Below are 18659 nucleotides of genomic sequence, written 5' to 3'. Positions count from 1 at the left end.
GAGCGCATCTTTATCTGCTCGTGACGTTTTATCGCGAGAACCCCCGTTTATAGCGTCATCGCCGTCTGGTGATGACGTTTGGTCATGAGAGGTTGTGATACGCATGCTTTCTCCCGAGCGGCAAACACATCTGAAACAGCTCGAAGCCGAGTCGATTCATATCATTCGCGAGGTGGCGGCCGAGTTTCGCAATCCCGTCATGCTCTATTCGATCGGCAAGGACTCCTCGGTCATGCTGCATCTGGCCCGCAAGGCGTTCTACCCCGGTACACCGCCGTTTCCGCTGATGCACGTCAACACCACGTGGAAGTTCAAGGAAATGATCGAGTTTCGCGACCGCATGGCGGCCGAGACCGGCATGGAGTTGATCGAGCACATCAACGAGGAAGGTCGTGAGGCGGGCATCAACCCGTTTGATCACGGCAGCTCCAAGTACACCGATATCATGAAGACCCAGTCGCTCAAGCAGGCGCTGGACAAGTACGGCTTCGATGCCGCCTTCGGCGGTGCGCGTCGTGACGAAGAAGCCTCGCGTGCCAAGGAGCGTGTCTACTCGTTTCGTGACAAGTACCATCGCTGGGATCCGAAAAATCAGCGTCCGGAGCTCTGGAACCTGTACAACGGCCACGTCAACAAGGGCGAGTCGATTCGTGTCTTCCCGCTGTCCAACTGGACCGAGCTGGACATCTGGCAGTACATCTATCTCGAATCGATCCCGATCGTGCCGCTGTATTACGCCGCCAAACGGCCGGTGGTCGAGCGTGACGGTACGCTGATCATGGTCGATGACGAGCGCATGCCGCTGGAAGAGGGCGAGGTGCCCGACATGAAATCCGTGCGGTTTCGAACGCTGGGCTGCTATCCGCTGACCGGCGCCGTCGAGTCCGAGGCGGCCACGCTCCCCGATATCATTCAGGAAATGCTCCTGACCCGTACCAGTGAACGTTCCGGACGTGCCATCGATCACGATCAGGCCGGTTCCATGGAACGCAAGAAACGCGAAGGTTACTTCTGAGGCGCATATGGCACACCAATCATCCCTGATAGCCGAAAACATCGAGGCGTATCTCAAGGAGCATGAAGCCAAGGATCTGCTGCGCTTCATTACCTGCGGGAGCGTCGATGACGGCAAGTCGACCCTGATCGGGCGACTGCTGCACGACTCCAAAATGATCTATGAAGATCAGCTGGCAGCCCTGACGCGAGACTCTAAAACCCGCGGCACCACCGGTGAACGCGTGGATCTGGCGCTGCTGGTGGATGGACTTCAGTCCGAGCGTGAGCAGGGCATCACCATCGATGTTGCCTATCGCTTCTTCTCGACCGACAAGCGCAAGTTCATCATCGCCGACACGCCCGGGCACGAGCAGTACACCCGTAACATGGCGACCGGTGCTTCCACCGCAAGCCTGGCGGTTATTCTGATCGATGCGCGCTACGGTGTGCAGGTCCAGACGCGTCGTCACAGCTTCATCGCCGATCTGCTGGGCATCCAGCATCTGGTGATTGCGGTCAACAAGATGGACCTGGTGGACTATTCGCAGGCGCGTTTTGAAGAGATCAAGCGCGACTACCTGGGGTTTGCCGAAAACCTCAAGGCCCGCGATATCACCTTCGTGCCCATGTCGGCCCTGGAAGGCGACAACGTCGTCAACAAAAGCGCCAACATGCCCTGGCATGATGGGGTGCCGCTGCTGGAACAGCTGGAAAACGTCGAGATTTCGCGTGACCAGAACCTGACCGATCTGCGCTTTCCGGTGCAGTACGTCAACCGGCCCAATCTGGATTTTCGCGGTTACGCCGGCACGCTGGCCGCGGGTGTCCTGCGCCCCGGCCAGCAGGTCAAGGTGCTGCCCTCCGGCAAGGTCTCAACGGTTGAGCGACTCGTGACCTTTGATGGCGATCTTGATGAAGCCCGGCCCGGTCAGGCCATTACGGTGACGCTGGCCGACGAGGTCGATATCTCGCGCGGTGACTGGCTGGTGGCCGCCGATACCGAGCTGCCGATGTCCAACGCGTTTACGGCCGACATCGTCTGGATGAACGAACGTGAGATGACGCCCGGCCGCGGTTATGACTTCAAGCTGGCCACGCGTGATGTCAGCGGTCAGATCAGCGCCATCGATTACGGCATTGACGTCAATACGCTGGAACATCACGACGCCGCGCAGCTCGGTCTCAATGAAATCGGGCGCTGTCAGGTCACCCTGACCCAGCCTGTCCCGGTGGATGCCTATGACACCAGCCCCGGAACCGGCAGCTTTATCGTCATTGATCGTCTGACCAACCTGACGGTCGGCGCCGGCATGATCCGCCAGGCTGCTGACAGCACCGACAACGGTGGCGCCGTCGACTGGCAGGCCTTTGAGGTTGAACTCAACGACCTGATCCGCCGTCACTTCCCGCACTGGGAAGCGAAAGATGTGCGCGATATCTTCAAGCGCTGAAATCATCTGCTGATCGAACCACGCCCGGCCATGTGCCGGGCGTTTTTGTATCGTCCCTTTCCGAGACTGACGCCTGGCCGACAGGTCATTTTGTGGGGTTTCAAATCCTTTTGCGTCCTCACTATACTCGCACCGCCTTTTACGTCGTCAGACAGCGTGCGCCCTGTCCTGCGCGACGTTTTTATCGTGACCAACGGGATAACATCATGAATATCGCAAGGGGAAGGCGCGCGCTGCTGGTGGCCACGGGTGGTCTGCTGCTTTTATCGGCAGGCGCTGTACGGGCAGAGGTCACGCTGTTATCGCCTGCCGAGCCGCCGCGCACGGTACTTGATCGCGTTGAGGTCAAGGTCGGCGGCAGCATCAGGCCACAGTATTTCAATGAGATGGGGGGCAGCGATAACGGCAGCTACAAGCATCGCGGCTATGACGGGGGCACGCGATTTCGTCTGCACGTCAATTACCACGTCAATGACGACCTGACGCTTTTAAGCTATGGCGAGCTGGGTGTGGACATGGCAAAAGCCATGGGCTGGCATGATCACTACGATCAGGAGAGCGCCGATAGCGCGACCAACCGTCGCCAGGTCTATTTCGGTTTTGAAAGCGATCGTTATGGTCGACTGACGGCTGGCAAGCAAAATAGCGTCTACTACGACACCGTTGGGGTCAGTACGGACGTATGGGATTACAACCAGTTTGCCCAGGCCCCGGGCGTTGGCGTGAATGGCAGCTACGACGGCTCCTATCGCGCGCGTAAAAGCCTGCGCTATTCCAATGGCACTGAAGACTTTACGGTCTTTGCCGGCTGGCTGTTTCCCGATGACGAGCTGCACCTGGACGGCCCCTATGATTATCGCCGCCGCAGCGGTGGCTCGCTGGGCTTTCGCTGGCGCCTCACGGATGATCTGACGCTGGGGGCGGCCTATGCCAACACGTCATCCGAGATCAAGGGCAGCGGCAATCAGCAATCCTTTCGCCAGCAGCTGACCGGCAGTTCCCTGACCTGGACGGGCGGCAACTGGTATCTCGCCGCAGGGGCCGGCTACTACACGAATTTCGTCCCTGACCCGGCTGCAAACGGGCTCGAGGATTATTTTGCCAGCGACGCCTACGGGGTCGAATACATTGCCCGCTACAGCTTCAGGATCGATCACGACTGGGTGCAGAGCATCAAGCCCTTTGTGGCCGGCGACCGACTGAAACGGCTGGGAAGCGCTGATTCCCAGACCAATCATCAGGTGCTGGGGGTAACCACCCAGTTCAATCATGGTTTTCGGCTGGATCTCGAACGCATCTTTGCCAATACCTCCGACAGCGAGCCTGATTCAGTGCTGGCCAGGCTGCGCTATGACTTTTAACGGCGCCGCGGATCGCCAGCCACATGTCCGAAAACGGCCAGTGACGTGACACCGGGCAGGTTATATTGGGGGCATGAACCTTGTCCCCGATGTCTGCTATCAGGCCCTGACCTCTCGCGATCGCCGCTTTGACGGCCAGTTCGTTGTCGGGGTGACCTCGACCGGTATCTACTGCCGGCCGGTCTGTCGCGTGCGCTGCCCAAAGTTTGATCACTGCCGTTTTTTCATGCACCCGGCGGCGGCCGAGCAGGCCGGCTTTCGCCCCTGTCTGCGCTGTCGTCCCGAGCTGGCGCCGGGGCTTTCGATGATGGATGCCGGGGATCAGCTGGCACGTGCTGCCATGGTCATGATCGATAACGGCTTTCTGGATCATGACAGCAGCGCGGCGCTGGCAGGACGAATCGGGGTCAGCGAACGCCACCTGCGTCGTCTGTTCAAGGCCACCTTCGGCGTGACGATGGCGGCGCTGGCCAGAACCCGGCGCCTGCTGCTGGCCAAACGGCTTCTGACCGATACCGAGCTGCCCGTCAGCGAGATCGCCCACGCCGTCGGTTTTGGCAGCCAGCGCCGGCTGAATGCGCTGTTTCAGACGCATTATCGCCTGTCGCCAGGCCGACTGCGTCGCGCCACGCGCACCGGTCACGCTGACCCCTCGATCACGCTGTCGCTGGCCTATCAGCCTCCACTGGACTGGGTCGCCATGCTCGACTTTCTGGCCGCTCGTCAGATCGACGGCCTTGAACAGATCGAGTCGGGGTGCTGGGAGCGCAGTCTACTGATCGACAAGGATTACGGCAGTGAGCGCACGACACACGCCGGCTGGATCAGCGTTGAGCACGTTGGCCCTGAGCAACTGACGCTGACCCTGCCGGTATCACTGGTGCCGGTCATGGGCGATGTGCTGAAAACCGTGCGTGATGTGTTCGATCTGGAGGCGCCCATGGCGCTGATCGAGTCGCATCTTGAGGGGCTGGGGAACACCGGGCTTCGAGTGCCCGGTGCCGTCACCGGTTTTGAAATGGCGGTGCGCGCCATTGTCGGCCAGCAGGTTACGACCATCCGGGCGCGTCGGGTGCTGGCCGAGCTGGTGGCCCGATTTGGTGAGCCGCTCGCCGGTCATCCCGGGCGTTATGGCTTCCCGAAACCTTCGGTCATGGCCGAACAGCCGCCTGAGGCCCTGATCTCGCTGGGCCTGTTACGCATCCGGGCCGAGGCGATCATCACCCTGGCAGGCGCCGTGAACCACGGGGTACTGAGGTTGTGTCCGGGAGCGCCTGTGGCAGAGACGATAGCAAGGCTTTGCGACATTCGTGGCATCGGTGACTGGACCGCGCAGTATATCGCCATGCGGGCGCTGGCCTGGCCGGACGCCTTTCCAGCCGGTGATCTGGTGCTCAAGCGGGTGCTGGGTTGTGACAACGCCCGCGAGGCGGTGCAGCGGGCGAGCCGCTGGTCGCCCTGGCGTGCCTATGCCGCCATTCGGCTCTGGCACCAGGCCTCCGGTCCGCCCACTTCATGCCCTGCCATTACTTCACAGGGTGCCCTGACACGATCAGGCGCCTCTGCGTCATCGAGTGAGGAGTCGTCGTCATGATGGAATATGCCGTTATGCCCTCTGCGCTGGGAGATATCGTCCTGCGCGCCGAGTCGGATCATCTGACCGGCGCGTTTTTCCACGACCAGAGGCATTTTCCACCCTCGATCAAGGGGCCATTTATACCGGCTGAGCAGAGCCCCTCAGACATCATTCGTCAGGCCTGCGAGCAGATCGAGGCGTACCTTGCCGGTGAGCGGCAGCGTTTCGAGCTGGCGCTGTCACTGCCGGGCAGCCCTTTCCAGCAGCGCGTCTGGCAGCGCCTTGAGGAGATCGGTTTCGGTGAGGTCATGAGCTATGGCGCGCTGGCGAGAGCACTTGGGCTCTCACGTGGGCATGCCCGCGCGGTAGGGAGTGCGGTCGGGCGTAATCCGGTATCCATGATTGTGCCCTGTCATCGCGTCGTGGCCGGCAGCGGTGGCCTTACCGGCTATGCGGGCGGACTGGCGCGCAAGGCCCACCTGCTGGCGCTGGAAGGGCGTCCGGAAGGGTCAGCCGCACTCCGCCAGATCGAGGGCGAGCATCATCTCACCGCTGGCATCGAACGCCTCCAGTGATGTCACAAGCCCTTCAGGACCCGGCCGCACGACCTGCCAGGCCTCATGCAGGGCGCTGCTGTCGAGCGACAGGGTCAGGTGATCGCTTTCAAGACGCAGGATGTCGTGGTGACCCTGATGGAAATGATGAAAGCAGGTCCGGTGATGATGAGCGCCGCCGGCATGGATGAGGCTGGCCCGGGTGGGCTGTGTACGCCGACAGGCGCCGGCCAGTGCCATGATGAAGCGTTCACGTGGTAACGGCGTGCTGAAATGGCCGGCCACGGCGCGGTTGGCTTCCACGCGTTTTAGCCGATGATGCGACAGAAGTCGCGAAAAGTCCCCCGTGTCGCGCATCGCACGCCATGATTTGAGCAGGGCCGGGCGGTGACCCTCGGTGCAGGTGCTGGCGATATCAATACAGCGCGTAAATCCCGGTGTTTTCAGCCCGGCGAAATACTCAAGCAGTGTCCAGCCGGCAGCCTCGGGCGTCAGGCCATACAGTTGATGAAGCACGCGACCGAACCGGTCGAACACCTGCAGGCAGGGCACCGGGGCGGCGCCCGGGGTCGGTGCTTCCCGGGAAAGGCAGACCCAGTACCAGCAGGGCAAAAGCAGCTGCATGGCCAGCGCCTGATGATCGCGGATGCTGGCATGGCGCTGATCGGCGTCGATGCGATAGTCCTTGAGCCGGCTTGAAAGCGCGGCGTGTGCGGTCCGGGTCACCATCTGTACCTGGCCCAGCTGCGGCAGCATCATGACCAGATCGCAGGGGGTCAGGGTCAGCGAGTGCACGCCGCGCCCCAGACGCGAGGCCTGAATCTCGCCTTCGCTGCAGTCAAGCAGCGCCGCCAGCGCTCGGCATTCCAGATGCGGGGCGCGCAGGCGCGCCTCTTCAAAGGCTTCAAACACGATATTGGCCTGGCGCATGGGGCAGCCCTCGCGGCGTGACAGGGTCATTAATGGCTTCTGATGTTAATGATAACCATTAACATCGATGCATCAAGACATATAAGCGAAAAAGGCGCCACCGCCGGTCGGGATGGCGCCTTCTGGATAGGCGAGGCAGGTTTCAGGGTTTCGTCGCGATGATCACGGCGCGTCTGGGGGCAGGGTAGCCTTCTATAGTGCGACCCGGGTCGTTTGGGTCGAGAAAGTCGGCCAGTGACTGAAAGGTCATCCATTCGGTCGCGCGCTGCTCATCGAGCGAGGTATCGGCCTCATCGACCACGCGGGGATCTTGAAAGCCCACTCGTGAGAGCCAGTGGGTCAGGGCTTTTGGGGAGGGCAAAAACCAGACGTTGGGCATCTGCGCGTAGCGCTCGCCCGGGACGAGCACCTGGTGCTCATCGCCCTGCACCACCAGCGTTTCAAGTACCAGTTCGCCGCCGGGGCGCAGCGTATCGTACAGCTCGCGCAGATGATCGATGGGCGAGGGGCGATGATAGAGCACGCCCATGGAAAAGACCGTATCAAAGGCGGCCAGCCGGGGAGGCATGTCCTCAATGCCCACCGGCAGGAAGTGGACGTTTTGGTCGGCCTTCTTCATGAAGTGACGAATGGCATGAAACTGCCAGTAAAAGCGCGGTGAAGGATCGATGATCAGCACGAAATTGGCCCCGGCGCCGGCCATGCGCCAGCCATGGTAGCCGTTGCCGCCACCGACATCGAGGACGCGCCGCCCCTTGAGATCACTCAGGTGTGGGGCCAGACGCTGCCACTTCCAGTCCGAGCGCCACTCGGTATCGATGGTGATCTCGCCGATCCGGTAAGGGCCCTTGCGCCAGGGGGCGAGAATCTTCAAAAGATTGTCGCACTGTCGACGGCTGGAGGCGTCCATGGCCACCTCCACGCTCACCGTGTCCTGATCCAGCTGCACCCCTGATACCTCAAGGGTGGGCAGGCGCTTGACGGCGCGCTCCCAGGCGGGCAGATCGCCAAAGCGCTGGCGGTCCAGTCCTCGGGCCAGCTGCTCGGGCAGGCGGGCCAGCCAGCTCTCCAGCCCCTGTTCGAGAAAGGCGTGATAAAGGGGAAGATGACGCTCATCGATCGACATGCGGGGGTCCAGCCTGGTGAAAGAGGAGTAACTTATTTAAAGGCCAGCATCGAGGCGAAATTGAGATACTGAAACCAGGTGTCATGGCGAGTGAAGCCCATGCGCGCCAACCGTTCGTGATGGGTGGAGAGCCGGTCCGGGATCATTACTTCCTCAAGCGCCGTACGCTTCTGGCTGATCTCGAGATCCGAATAGCCGTTGGCCCGCTTGAAGTCGTGGTGCAGGTCGATCAGCAGTGATTCCTGACCGGGCTCGCCGAGGATCTTTTCCGACAACAGCAGCACGCCACCCGGTGTGAGGGCGTCATAAAGGCGTTGAATCACCTGATCGCGCTCGCTCGGGTCAAGAAACTGTAACGTAAAATTGACCATGATCATGTCAGCCCGGGCAAGCGGACAGTTGCGGATGTCACCCTGCAACACCTCGATGCGATGCTCGCTTGCCTGCTGCGCCAGAAGGGCGCGGGCCTTTTCGACCATGGGCTGGGAGAGGTCGATGGCCTGCAGTGTGAAGGCCTCGGGCGCCAGACGCTGGCAGATGGACAGGGTTGAGGCGCCCAGCGAACATCCCAGGTCCAGAACATGGGCGCCGGGACTCAGGTAGCGTGCGGCGATCACACCGGCCATGCTGGTAATCTGGGCATAGCCAGGCACCGAGCGGCGAATCATGTCAGGGAAACAATCGACCACGCGCTCGTCAAAGGAGAAGTCGGCGACCTGGTCCAGTGGTGTCGAAAAAATGGCGTCGCGTCGGGAGACGTCGGTCATCGGGATACCCACGATCTATCAGGCTCTGAGAGGAGGTTGTTCGGTCATGCAGACAGTGATCTGATAGAGCCCCGCTGCGTGATGAATACGCCGTCTGCCAGAATGAATATCAAACAGGGGCGGTCTTTACGGCCGACCATGTTACGCTTTGAGCATTAAAGCTGCACCTATCATGGAGGAAGAGCAAGGATGTCAATTCGTCAAAACAAGGCCTGGAAGGCGCTGGAAAGTCATCGCGATACCCTGCGCGATGTACACCTGAGCACCCTGTTTGAACAGGATGGGCGCTTTGACGCCTTCTCGCGTCAGGCAGCCGGGCTTACGCTTGATTTCTCCAAGCAGCGTATTCGCCAGGAAACGCTGGATCACCTGCTGGATCTGGCACGTGAAGCCGGTGTCGAGAGTGCCATCGAGCGTTTGCTGTCCGGACGTCGCGTCAATCTGACCGAGGACCGACCGGCTCTGCATACGGCGCTGCGTATGCCTCAGGGCGGCGAGTTTCACGTTGAAGGCGAAGACGTTCAGGCAGGCGTCCATGAAAGCCTCGATCGCATGCAGAAAATGGTCGAAAAGCTTCAGTCGGGCCAGTGGCGCGGGGCGAATGGTCGTGCCATCAAGCAGGTCATCAATCTGGGGGTGGGCGGTTCCGACCTGGGGCCGCTGATGATCGTCAAGGCGCTGGAAGATGCCTTTGTGGCTCCCAGCGCGCTGGAAGTGCATTTTGCCTCCACCATCGACGGTTCACAGCTGGCCGAGCTGCTGCCAACGCTGGATGCCGACGAGACGCTGTTTATCTACTCCTCCAAATCGTTTGGCACCATCGATACGTCGGCCAACGCCGATACGGCACTGGCCTGGCTTTCCGAGCGTACCGGCAGCGACATCGAGCGCATCAAGCGTCATCACTTCATCGGTGTGTCCACCAAGCCCGAGAAGATGACCGAATGGGGCATTGCCTCCGAGCATCAGCTGCTGTTCTGGGACTGGGTCGGCGGTCGCTACTCCTTCTGGAGCGCCATCGGTCTGCCGATCGCCATTCGTCTGGGCATGGACAACTTCCGTCGTCTGCTCGCCGGTGGCCATGCCATGGATGAACACTTTGCCTCGGCGCCACTGGAAGACAACCTGCCGGTCCTGTTCGGCCTGCTGGGTATCTGGAACACCAACTTCCTCGATATTCAGTCGCTGGCGGTTCTGCCCTACGATGGTCGTCTCAAGCATTTGCCCGGCTATCTCCAGCAGCTCGAGATGGAATCCAACGGCAAGTCGTCGACCAATGACGGTGAGAAGGTCGATTACAATACCTGTCCGATCCTGTGGGGCGAAATCGGTCCCAACGGTCAGCATGCCTTTTATCAGCTGCTCCACCAGGGCACGCGGTCGGTCGCCTGTGATTTCATCGCACCGATCAAGCGCTATGACCACATCGACAGCGCGCCGGTACGTGAAAGCCTCGAGCGTCAGCATCGCCTGTCGCTGGCCAACTGCTTCGCCCAGTCGCGTGTCCTGATGCTCGGCGATGATGCCATCAAGAGCAATGAGACGCCCCCGGCACACAAGCGCTACGCCGGCAACCAGCCGTCCTCCACCATCCTGTTCGACACGCTGTCGCCCGAGTCTCTCGGGGCACTGATCGCGCTGTATGAGCACAAGGTATATGTCCAGGGCGCCATCTGGAACATCGATTCATTCGATCAGTGGGGCGTGGAGCTGGGCAAGAAGATTGCCAATGAAACGGCCGACATTCTGGAAAGCGGACAGGGGGCAGATCAGCTCGACGATTCAAGCCGTCATCTGATCGAGACCGTGCTGGGCCAACGCGGCAACGCTTAAAAAAATGGCTGTTTATTTATACAGTAACTGCGTTATGCTGATGTCATGAATGATCATGCCAATGCCGTCGACAACGTGCTCTACCTGCACGGTTTCAACAGCCATCCCGGTTCGGCCAAGGCCGAACTGACGCGTCGGGCCTGTGAACAGGCCCGGCCGCGTCCGCGCTTTATCGCGCCGGCCCTGTCCCATCATCCAGGCCCTGCCTGGCAGACAGCACAGGAGGTCATGAGCACGCTCACCGGGCGTACCATGGTCATCGGCAGTTCCATGGGTGGTTTTCTCGCCATGGGTCTTGCCAGAACGCATGATGTGGCAAGCGTGGTGCTCATCAACCCGGCCGTTGATCCACTGAAGATCGCGCTGGAGCGCATGGGCGCAGAGATCGAGCACGTTGAAACCGGTGAGATGTTCGTCATTGATGAAAGTTTTGCCGATGCCCTGCGCGAGCAGCAGGCCGAGGTGGTCAATGCCGAGCGTTTTCTGGTCCTGCTGGGCAGCGAGGATGAAATCCTCGACTACCGGCAGGCACTGGAGATGCTGGAGGGCAGCCGGTTTGTGATCAACGAAGGTGATGATCACGGCCTGAGCCGGTATCCTGAGCTGCTGTCGACCGTGCTGGCCCATGGCGGGCTGACGCTGCCGGAAGATTTCAATCCCGTACCGTAGGCTTCAAAAGTGCCAGCACCATGGTATTGACGTAACAGGCCGGATCAATATTCCGGTCTGTTGCGGCAGGGCCGATTATTCCAGAGAGCCCCTTCGGCGCTTGACGATGAGCGCTTCTCGTTCATTTCTGACGCGATTTCACGTATGACCCAGTACAGTGCCAGTTCCATCGAGGTGCTTTCCGGTCTTGAGCCGGTGAGAAAGCGCCCCGGTATGTATACCGATACGACCCGGCCCAATCACCTCGTTCAGGAGGTGGTGGATAACAGCGTTGATGAGGCGCTGGCCGGACACGCACGCAAGATCAGCGTGCATCTTCGCGACGATGGCGCCATTGAAGTGGTCGATGACGGCCGCGGTATGCCCATCGATATTCACCCCGAGCATGGGGTATCCGGGATCGAGCTGATCCTGACGCGCCTGCATGCGGGCGGCAAGTTCTCCCAGTCCAGCTATCGCTTTTCCGGCGGGTTGCACGGCGTGGGGGTGTCCGTCGTCAACGCCCTGTCCGAGCGCCTTGAAGTGGAAGTCTGCAAGGGCGGCAAGCGCTATCGCACTGCCTTTGCCTTTGGCGAAAAGATCGAAGAGCTGGCCGTTATCGGTGACTGCCCGAAAAAGGCCACCGGCACCACGGTCCGTTTCTGGCCGGAAGCGGCCTACTTTGACAGCCCGAATGTCTCCGTGGCGCGCCTGTCGCATCTGCTGCGCGCCAAGGCCGTGCTTTGTCCTGGCCTTGAGGTCAAGCTGGTCGAAAGCAACGGTAATGTCAGTACCTGGCATTACGAGGACGGGCTGCGTGATTATCTGGCCCAGTCCACCGACGGTTTCGAACCGCTGCCGGCTTCGCCTTTTGTGGGCAGCTTCGAAGACGATGAGCACAGCGTCGACTGGGCGATTCAATGGTTGCCCGAAGGCGGTGAGGCGCTGGTCGAATCCTACGTCAATCTGATCCCCACCACGCTGGGCGGTACCCACGTCAATGGCTTTCGTACCGGACTGCTGGAGGCACTGCGCGAGTTCTGTGACTACCGCAGTCTGCTGCCGCGCAACGTCAAGCTCTCGGGCGATGACCTGTGGGAACGGGTGGCCTTTGTACTCTCGATCAAGATGTTTGAGCCGCAGTTTGCCGGCCAGACCAAGGAGCGCCTCTCCTCGCGTGCCGTGGCGGGTTTTGTCTCGGCGGTGGTCAAGGATGCTTTCTCGCTGTGGCTCAACGAGCACACCGCCCAGGCCGAGCAGCTGGCAGAGCTGGTCATCAGCGCCGCTCAGCGCCGACAGCGCTCATCCAAAAAGGTCGCGCGCAAGAAGGTGACCCAGGGGCCGGCGCTGCCCGGCAAGCTGGCGGACTGCTCCAGCCAGGACCCGACGGTCGGTGAGCTGTTTCTGGTCGAGGGGGATTCGGCCGGCGGCAGCGCCAAGCAGGCGCGTAACCGTGAAACTCAGGCGATCCTGCCGCTCAAGGGCAAGATCATGAACACCTGGGAGGTCGACTCTCAGGAGGTGCTGGGGTCTCAGGAAATTCATGACATCGCCGTGGCGCTGGGCATGGACCCGGGCAGCGATAATCTTGAGCGCCTGCGCTATCACAAGATCTGCATTCTGGCCGATGCCGACTCCGACGGGCTGCACATTGCCACGCTCCTGTGCGCGCTGTTTGTGCGTCACTTTCCGTCACTGGTGGATGCCGGTCATGTGTTTGTCGCCATGCCGCCGCTGTATCGCATCGATCTGGGCAAGGAGGTGCACTACGCCCTGGATGAGAGCGAGAAGGCGGCCGTGCTCAAGAAACTGGCCAGCCGCCGAGGCACGCCCAACGTCCAGCGTTTCAAGGGGCTGGGCGAGATGAGCCCGGTGCAGCTTCGCGAGACCACCATGGCGCCGGACACGCGTCGACTGGTGCAGCTGACCCGCGAAGCCGGTGATGACACTCTGGAGCTGATGGACATGCTGCTGTCCAAAAAGCGCGCCGGTGATCGGCGCGGATGGCTGGAACGTTACGGCAATATGGCTGAGGTAGACGTCTGACAATGACCATGGATATTCACGTGCGCGAGGGCGACGTCGAGCGTCTGGCGCTTCGAAGCTATACCGAAAAGGCGTACCTCGACTATTCGATGTACGTCATCCTTGATCGTGCGCTACCCAATATCGGCGACGGCCTGAAGCCCGTACAGCGCCGCATCGTTTACGCCATGCGCGAGCTGTCGCTGACGGCGAATGCCAAGTACAAGAAGTCGGCCCGTACCGTCGGCGATGTGCTGGGCAAGTTTCATCCGCACGGCGACAGTGCCTGCTATGAAGCCATGGTGCTGATGGCCCAGTCCTTCAGCTATCGCTACCCACTGGTGGATGGCCAGGGTAACTGGGGCAGTCCGGATGATCCCAAGTCGTTCGCGGCGATGCGCTACACGGAGTCCCGGCTGACCCGGTTTTCCGAGGTGCTGCTCTCCGAGCTGGGCCAGGGCACCGTGGACTGGATTCCCAACTTTGACGGCACCATGAATGAGCCGGCGGTGCTGCCATCGCGCCTGCCACATGTGCTGCTCAACGGTGGCTCCGGCATTGCCGTGGGCATGGCGACCGACATTCCGCCGCACAACGTGCGTGAAGTGGTCGAAGCCACTATCCACCGGCTGCGTCATCCCGACTGCAGCGTAGAAGAGCTCTGCGAGCGGCTGCCGGCACCGGACTTCCCCACGGCGCCTGAAATCATTACGCCGGCTGCCGATCTGCAAAGGATTTACACCACTGGTCGCGGCTCGGTGAAGATGCGGGCACGCTACACCCGAGAAGACAACGACATCATCATCAACGCACTGCCCTGGCAGGTCAGCGGGGCGCGCGTGCTGGAGCAGATGGCGGCCCAGATGCAGGCCAAAAAGCTGCCGATGGTGGCGGATCTGCGCGATGAGTCCACGCATGAAGAGCCCACCCGACTGGTGATCGTGCCGCGCTCCAATCGCGTCGATGTGGATGCTTTGATGGACCATCTCTTTGCCACCACCGACCTGGAGAAGAGCACGCGGGTCAACATGAACCTGATCGGGCTGGACGGGCGCCCGCAGGTCATGTCGCTGGATCGCCTGCTTGATGAGTGGCTGTCGTTTCGACGCAACACCGTGCGCCGGCGTCTGGAGCATCGGCTCGGCAAGGTAGAAGACCGCCTTCACATTCTGGAAGGTCTGCTGATCGCCTATCTCGATATCGATGAGGTGATTCGCATCATTCGTGAGGAGGATGAGCCAAAGCCTGCCCTGATCGCCCATTTCGGGCTCAGCGAGCGTCAGGCCGATGCCATTCTCGAGCTGCGTCTGCGCCATCTGGCCAGACTTGAAGAGATGAAGCTCAAGGGCGAACGCGACGAGCTTGAACGTGAGCGCGAGCAGCTCCAGAAGCTTCTGGGCAGCGAACGGGAAATGACGAAGCTGATCGAGCGTGAACTGAAGTCCGATACCAAGGCCTATGGTGACGATCGTCGCAGTCCGCTGGTCGAGCGTCAGGACGCGAAGGCGCTCTCCGAGGCCGATCTGCTTGGCGCGGATCCGATTACTGTCGTGGTGTCCGAGAAGGGCTGGATTCGCGCCGCCAAGGGTCACGACATTGATCCAAAAAGTCTTTCCTACAAGTCCGGTGACAGCTACGCCTTCTCCGCCCACGGCAAGACCAATCAGCCGCTGGTTCTGCTCGAAGACAGCGGTCGGGCCTATACGCTGGCCGCCCATCAGCTGCCTTCGGCGCGCGGGCAGGGCGAGCCGGTGTCAGGCCGGGTCAACCTGGCGGCCGGCTCAAAGCTGCGTGCGGCCATGATCGGGGCGCCCTCGCAGCGCTATCTGCTGGGCAGCGATGGCGGTTATGCCTTCAGTGTGGCGCTTGAAGAGATGATCGGGCGCAGCAAGTCCGGCAAGGCGGTACTGAGCATTCCGAAAGGCTGCGACGTTCTGATGCCGCTGCCTCTCTCGGGCGAGGCGCAACGGGTGGCCGTAGTCTCCAATGAGGGGCGACTGCTGGTATTTGAGGCAAGTCAGCTGCCGGCGATGAGCAAGGGCAAGGGGTCGCGCATGATGGACATTACTGGTACGCGCGCCGCCAATCGGGAAGAGTTCGTGCGTGACTGGATCGTGCTCGATCCGGGCAGTGCGCTGGTGGTGCATGCCGGCAAGCGCAAGAAACGTCTGGCGGGCGATGAGCTGGCCGGTTACGTGAGCAGTGCCGGCAAGCGGGGCATGAAGCTGCCGCAAGGCTTTCAGAAGGTGGATCGTCTGGACGTCGAATAGCACGTTGTGATGCGACGGATCGTCATTGGAAAGGCCGGTGGGGTAACCCCCGGCCTTGAGCTTTTTTTCCCTGGAACATGCAAGAGAACAACATGAATCAAAGGCTGCTGCTACGTGCCACCGGTCCGGCCAGGGCCAACCAGCTGGCCACATTGAGCCAGACGCTTGATGACAGCGGCATTCAGCTGCTCGACATCGATCAGCGCGTCACGCTGGGTCAGGCCGTGCTTGAGGCGCTGATCGAGGGTGATGAGATGCCATCGCTTCAGGCCGTGAGCGACGCCACAGGACTTGAACTGTCGCTTCATGAGATTGATCAGGCGACATATGAGTACTGGGAGGGACGGCATCAGGTTTCAGGGCTGATCATGACGCTCATGGCCGCGCAGTTGCCGGCGGGTCTGTTGGCGCAGGTGGATCGCTGGATAGGTAAGCAGGGGCTTGTCATCGAGCGGATGCAGCGTTTGTCCGGATCGTTTTCTCTGATCGAGCGCGTGCCTGTCGAGGGGGTGTGCCTGGAATATCACCTTCGCGGCGAGGCGATGGATATCGATGTTTTTAGGCAAGAGCTTCTGGCGCTCGGCGCGGAGCAGGGCGTGGATATCGTCCTGCAGGAAGATAGCCCATGGCGTCATCAGCGCCGGTTGATCTGCTTTGACATGGACTCCACCCTGATCAAGGCCGAGGTGATCGATGAACTGGCGCGTCGCCATGGTGTTTATGAGGCGGTAGCGGCCATCACCGAGCGCGCCATGCGCGGTGAAATCGACTTCCAGCAGAGCTTTCGCGAGCGTATGGCGATGCTCAACGGACTCAGCGAATCGGTGCTTGAAGAGGTGGCCGATGGCCTTGAGTTGATGGACGGCCTTGAGTGCCTGATGGCAAGCCTTAAACGACTCGGCTATCGCACGGCGATCCTGTCGGGTGGCTTTACCTATTTTGCTCGCTATCTGCAAAAGCGGCTTGGCTTTGACGAGGTTCACGCCAACGAGCTTGTGATCGAGAACGGCATCGTCACCGGAGAGGTGCATCTGCCGATTGTGGATGCCGAGCGCAAGGCGGTGCTGCTCAGGGAAATCGCTGAGCGTCACGGTATTGCGCCAGAGCAGACCGTGGCCGTCGGTGATGGCGCCAACGATCTGAAAATGCTGGCTGAGGCCGGGCTGGGCGTTGCCTTTCACGCCAAGCCGCTGGTGCGGCAAAAGGCGCGCATGTCGCTGTCCGTTCTCGGGCTGGACGCCATTTTGTATCTGCTGGGCCACGACGCTCATTGCCGAATGCAGGGGTGAGGCTCGGGGGGCAGGTCGCAGGGTTCGCACTCAAGTAAGGCGGTAACGTGCCGATATCACGGGCATTTAGGGCGCTCAATGCCTGCCCGGTGGATAATCTCATGTTTCCAGATTCCAATCTCAATGTAAGCAAGGCGCGTCACCTGGACATCGGCGCGCCGGATCAGATCGTCGACACCTTTGCTGATCTGATCAGTAGTGATGCTCGACTCACGATTCGGTTTGAAGACCTTGACGTTCAGTATCCCGTCACCCTGGCCCTGCTGGACCGCGATCTGCATCAGTGCGTGCTCAGGGCCAGTGCTCTCAGGGATCTCGATTCGCTTCTGACCCAGCGCCTTCCGTTTTATCTTGATATCCAGTACAGCTCGATGACGATGAGCAGCGCAATGATGCGTCCGCTCAAGATCGGCGGGCAGGGCGACTGGCTCGATATTCGTGCGGCACTGCCCGTATCGCTCAAGCTGACTCGCCAGCGCAATCTTTTTCGAGCCACACTCGAGCGTGGCATGAAGGTCAATATGCTCATGACCGCGCAGCGAGGCGGCTGCGAAGTAGAGGGGCGGCTGGTGGATCTCTCCATTGGTGGCTGTCTGATTGCGGTGTCGGTCAACGACGCGATCAATTTTCAGATCGGCATGCCGCTGCATCGGCTGCGGGCGGTCTTTCCCAACTCCGAGGTCTTTGACGCCAGCGGCTGCGTGCGTCATATGCGCTGTAGCGATGACAACAGCGATGTGCTGGTAGGGATTGTCTTTGATGCCAGCCTGGCCGATTTTGAGCGCAAGGTCTGGTTTTATGTGCGCGAAATTGAGCGAGAGGCCGTGCGTCTGGAGGCTCCGATTGAACGGGCGGTGGCCCCTTCAAGGCTTTTTAACGAAGGCAGTGCCGCCCTTGAGATGGAGCCTTTGGCTTCTCCTCAGGAAGAGGCGCCGGTGTCACTGCCCCTGTTTGATAACGTCAAGAGCATTGCCCGCGCGCTGGGCGTCCAGCTAATCAATCTGCAGGCCGGCATGAGTCTGGAAACAGCGGTGCTGTGTGAGCAGTCACGCATGCTGTTGTCGCTGTTGCAGGAAGATCGCCAGGCGCTTTTGTATGCGCTGGCCTGTGTCGAGCCTCATTCCACGCCGCTGGTATGCCATGGTCTGTCGGTCGCTGTGCGACTGGCTGATCTGGAAAGCGGTGACCGTACCACGGACCAGATCGTGCAGATGATGGCCTGTGCAATGGTGCATGATTTCGGCAAGATCCTGCTGCCCGAAGAGGTGCGGTTGCATCAGGGCAGCATGGACGATGCCATGCTGTCGCACCTGCATGCCCACGTGGAACTGCTGCGCTTTCGCATCGAAAGAGACGGCGTTTCCTCCGACATGCGCCGGGATGTGCTGCTGAGTATCAACGAGCGACTCGACGGCAGTGGCTATCCACGCGCTCTGAAAGGGCATTCGCTGAACCGTCTGGCGCGGATGGCCGCGGTGGTGGATGCCATGGATGCCATGAGTCGCGCACGTTCGGATCGTCCGGCCTGGCTGCCGCTGGATATCTATCGCCACATTTTCAACGCCGGCAGTCAGTTTGATACTGCCAGTGTCAATCGCTACGTCAAACGCTACGGATTCACACCAATTGGCTCGCTGGTCGCATTTTCAAGCGGCTTTCAGGCCTGGGTCATGCGCCTTGATGCCAGGGGGCAGCCGTCACGGGTACGAGTGGTGCGTGAGCTGACTCACAACAAGCGCATGAATCAGATGCTTGAAGGGGAAGAACTGGTGCAACTGGGATCGCTTGAAGGTTGTGTCGGGCGCCATGACAGTGCGATGACGCCCTGGTGAT

At 60.7% G+C, this 18659-nt stretch carries 14 protein-coding genes; 11 read left to right on the top strand and 3 right to left on the bottom strand.

The annotated features are described in order from the left end of the window. Positions 1 to 103 precede the first annotated feature (103 nt). The 5 genes from cysD to B9G99_RS01235 all read left to right on the top strand — a co-directional run bounded on the left by cysD (position 104) and on the right by B9G99_RS01235 (position 5959). On the top strand, positions 104 to 1015 hold the full coding sequence (gene cysD, locus B9G99_RS01255) for a sulfate adenylyltransferase subunit CysD (RefSeq protein ID WP_086620393.1): 912 nt from the start codon (positions 104 to 106) through the stop codon (positions 1013 to 1015). A gap of 7 nt (positions 1016 to 1022) precedes the next feature. Next, positions 1023 to 2447, top strand: coding sequence for a sulfate adenylyltransferase subunit CysN (gene cysN, locus B9G99_RS01250; RefSeq protein ID WP_086620392.1), 1425 nt, complete (start codon positions 1023 to 1025; stop codon positions 2445 to 2447). 206 nt (positions 2448 to 2653) lie between these two features. Then, complete coding sequence (locus B9G99_RS01245) at positions 2654 to 3808, top strand: porin (RefSeq protein ID WP_086620391.1); 1155 nt, start codon at positions 2654 to 2656, stop codon at positions 3806 to 3808. Between the two features lie 73 nt (positions 3809 to 3881). Then, a complete protein-coding gene (locus tag B9G99_RS01240) occupies positions 3882 to 5402 on the top strand; it encodes an Ada metal-binding domain-containing protein (RefSeq protein WP_086620390.1) in 1521 nt (506 codons plus the stop codon). Further along, on the top strand, positions 5399 to 5959 hold the full coding sequence (locus B9G99_RS01235) for a methylated-DNA--[protein]-cysteine S-methyltransferase (RefSeq protein WP_086620389.1): 561 nt from the start codon (positions 5399 to 5401) through the stop codon (positions 5957 to 5959). Before B9G99_RS01240 ends, B9G99_RS01235 begins: the two co-directional genes overlap by 4 nt. Here the strand turns inward: B9G99_RS01235 and B9G99_RS01230 are convergent. The 3 genes from B9G99_RS01230 to cmoA all read right to left on the bottom strand — a co-directional run bounded on the left by B9G99_RS01230 (position 5894) and on the right by cmoA (position 8761). Next, positions 5894 to 6898, bottom strand: a complete 1005-nt coding sequence (locus tag B9G99_RS01230; RefSeq protein ID WP_086620388.1) for a ChuX/HutX family heme-like substrate-binding protein — start codon at positions 6896 to 6898, stop codon at positions 5894 to 5896. The genes B9G99_RS01235 and B9G99_RS01230 overlap by 66 nt on opposite strands. A 112-nt stretch (positions 6899 to 7010) precedes the next feature. Further along, positions 7011 to 7994, bottom strand: a complete 984-nt coding sequence (gene cmoB / locus B9G99_RS01225; protein ID WP_086620387.1) for a tRNA 5-methoxyuridine(34)/uridine 5-oxyacetic acid(34) synthase CmoB — start codon at positions 7992 to 7994, stop codon at positions 7011 to 7013. 32 nt (positions 7995 to 8026) lie between these two features. Then, complete coding sequence (cmoA, locus tag B9G99_RS01220) at positions 8027 to 8761, bottom strand: carboxy-S-adenosyl-L-methionine synthase CmoA (RefSeq protein WP_086620386.1); 735 nt, start codon at positions 8759 to 8761, stop codon at positions 8027 to 8029. Positions 8762 to 8950: 189 nt separating this feature from the next. On the opposite strand from cmoA, the gene pgi reads away from it, so the two are divergent. The 6 genes from pgi (at position 8951) to B9G99_RS01190 (ending at position 18658) form a co-directional block, all read left to right on the top strand. Further along, on the top strand, positions 8951 to 10594 hold the full coding sequence (pgi, locus tag B9G99_RS01215) for a glucose-6-phosphate isomerase (protein ID WP_086620385.1): 1644 nt from the start codon (positions 8951 to 8953) through the stop codon (positions 10592 to 10594). A gap of 45 nt (positions 10595 to 10639) precedes the next feature. Then, the gene (locus tag B9G99_RS01210) at positions 10640 to 11263 is read left to right on the top strand and encodes a YqiA/YcfP family alpha/beta fold hydrolase (RefSeq protein ID WP_086620384.1); all 624 of its coding nucleotides are present in this window, start codon (positions 10640 to 10642) and stop codon (positions 11261 to 11263) included. Between the two features lie 144 nt (positions 11264 to 11407). Continuing rightward, complete coding sequence (parE, locus tag B9G99_RS01205; protein ID WP_086620383.1) at positions 11408 to 13288, top strand: DNA topoisomerase IV subunit B; 1881 nt, start codon at positions 11408 to 11410, stop codon at positions 13286 to 13288. A gap of 2 nt (positions 13289 to 13290) precedes the next feature. After that, entirely contained in the window at positions 13291 to 15537 is a 2247-nt protein-coding gene (gene parC / locus B9G99_RS01200) for a DNA topoisomerase IV subunit A (RefSeq protein WP_086620382.1), read from the top strand. A gap of 92 nt (positions 15538 to 15629) precedes the next feature. After that, positions 15630 to 16826, top strand: a complete 1197-nt coding sequence (gene serB, locus B9G99_RS01195; protein ID WP_086620381.1) for a phosphoserine phosphatase SerB — start codon at positions 15630 to 15632, stop codon at positions 16824 to 16826. A gap of 101 nt (positions 16827 to 16927) precedes the next feature. Then, positions 16928 to 18658: an HD domain-containing phosphohydrolase gene (locus B9G99_RS01190; protein WP_086620380.1), complete on the top strand. Its 1731-nt coding sequence runs from the start codon at positions 16928 to 16930 to the stop codon at positions 18656 to 18658. The last annotated feature ends 1 nt before the right edge of the window (position 18659 follow it).

The organism is Kushneria konosiri (assembly GCF_002155145.1).
In the GTDB taxonomy this organism is placed as follows: Bacteria; Pseudomonadota; Gammaproteobacteria; order Pseudomonadales; family Halomonadaceae; genus Kushneria; species Kushneria konosiri.
This window is presented reverse-complemented; position numbering and strand designations above follow the sequence as displayed.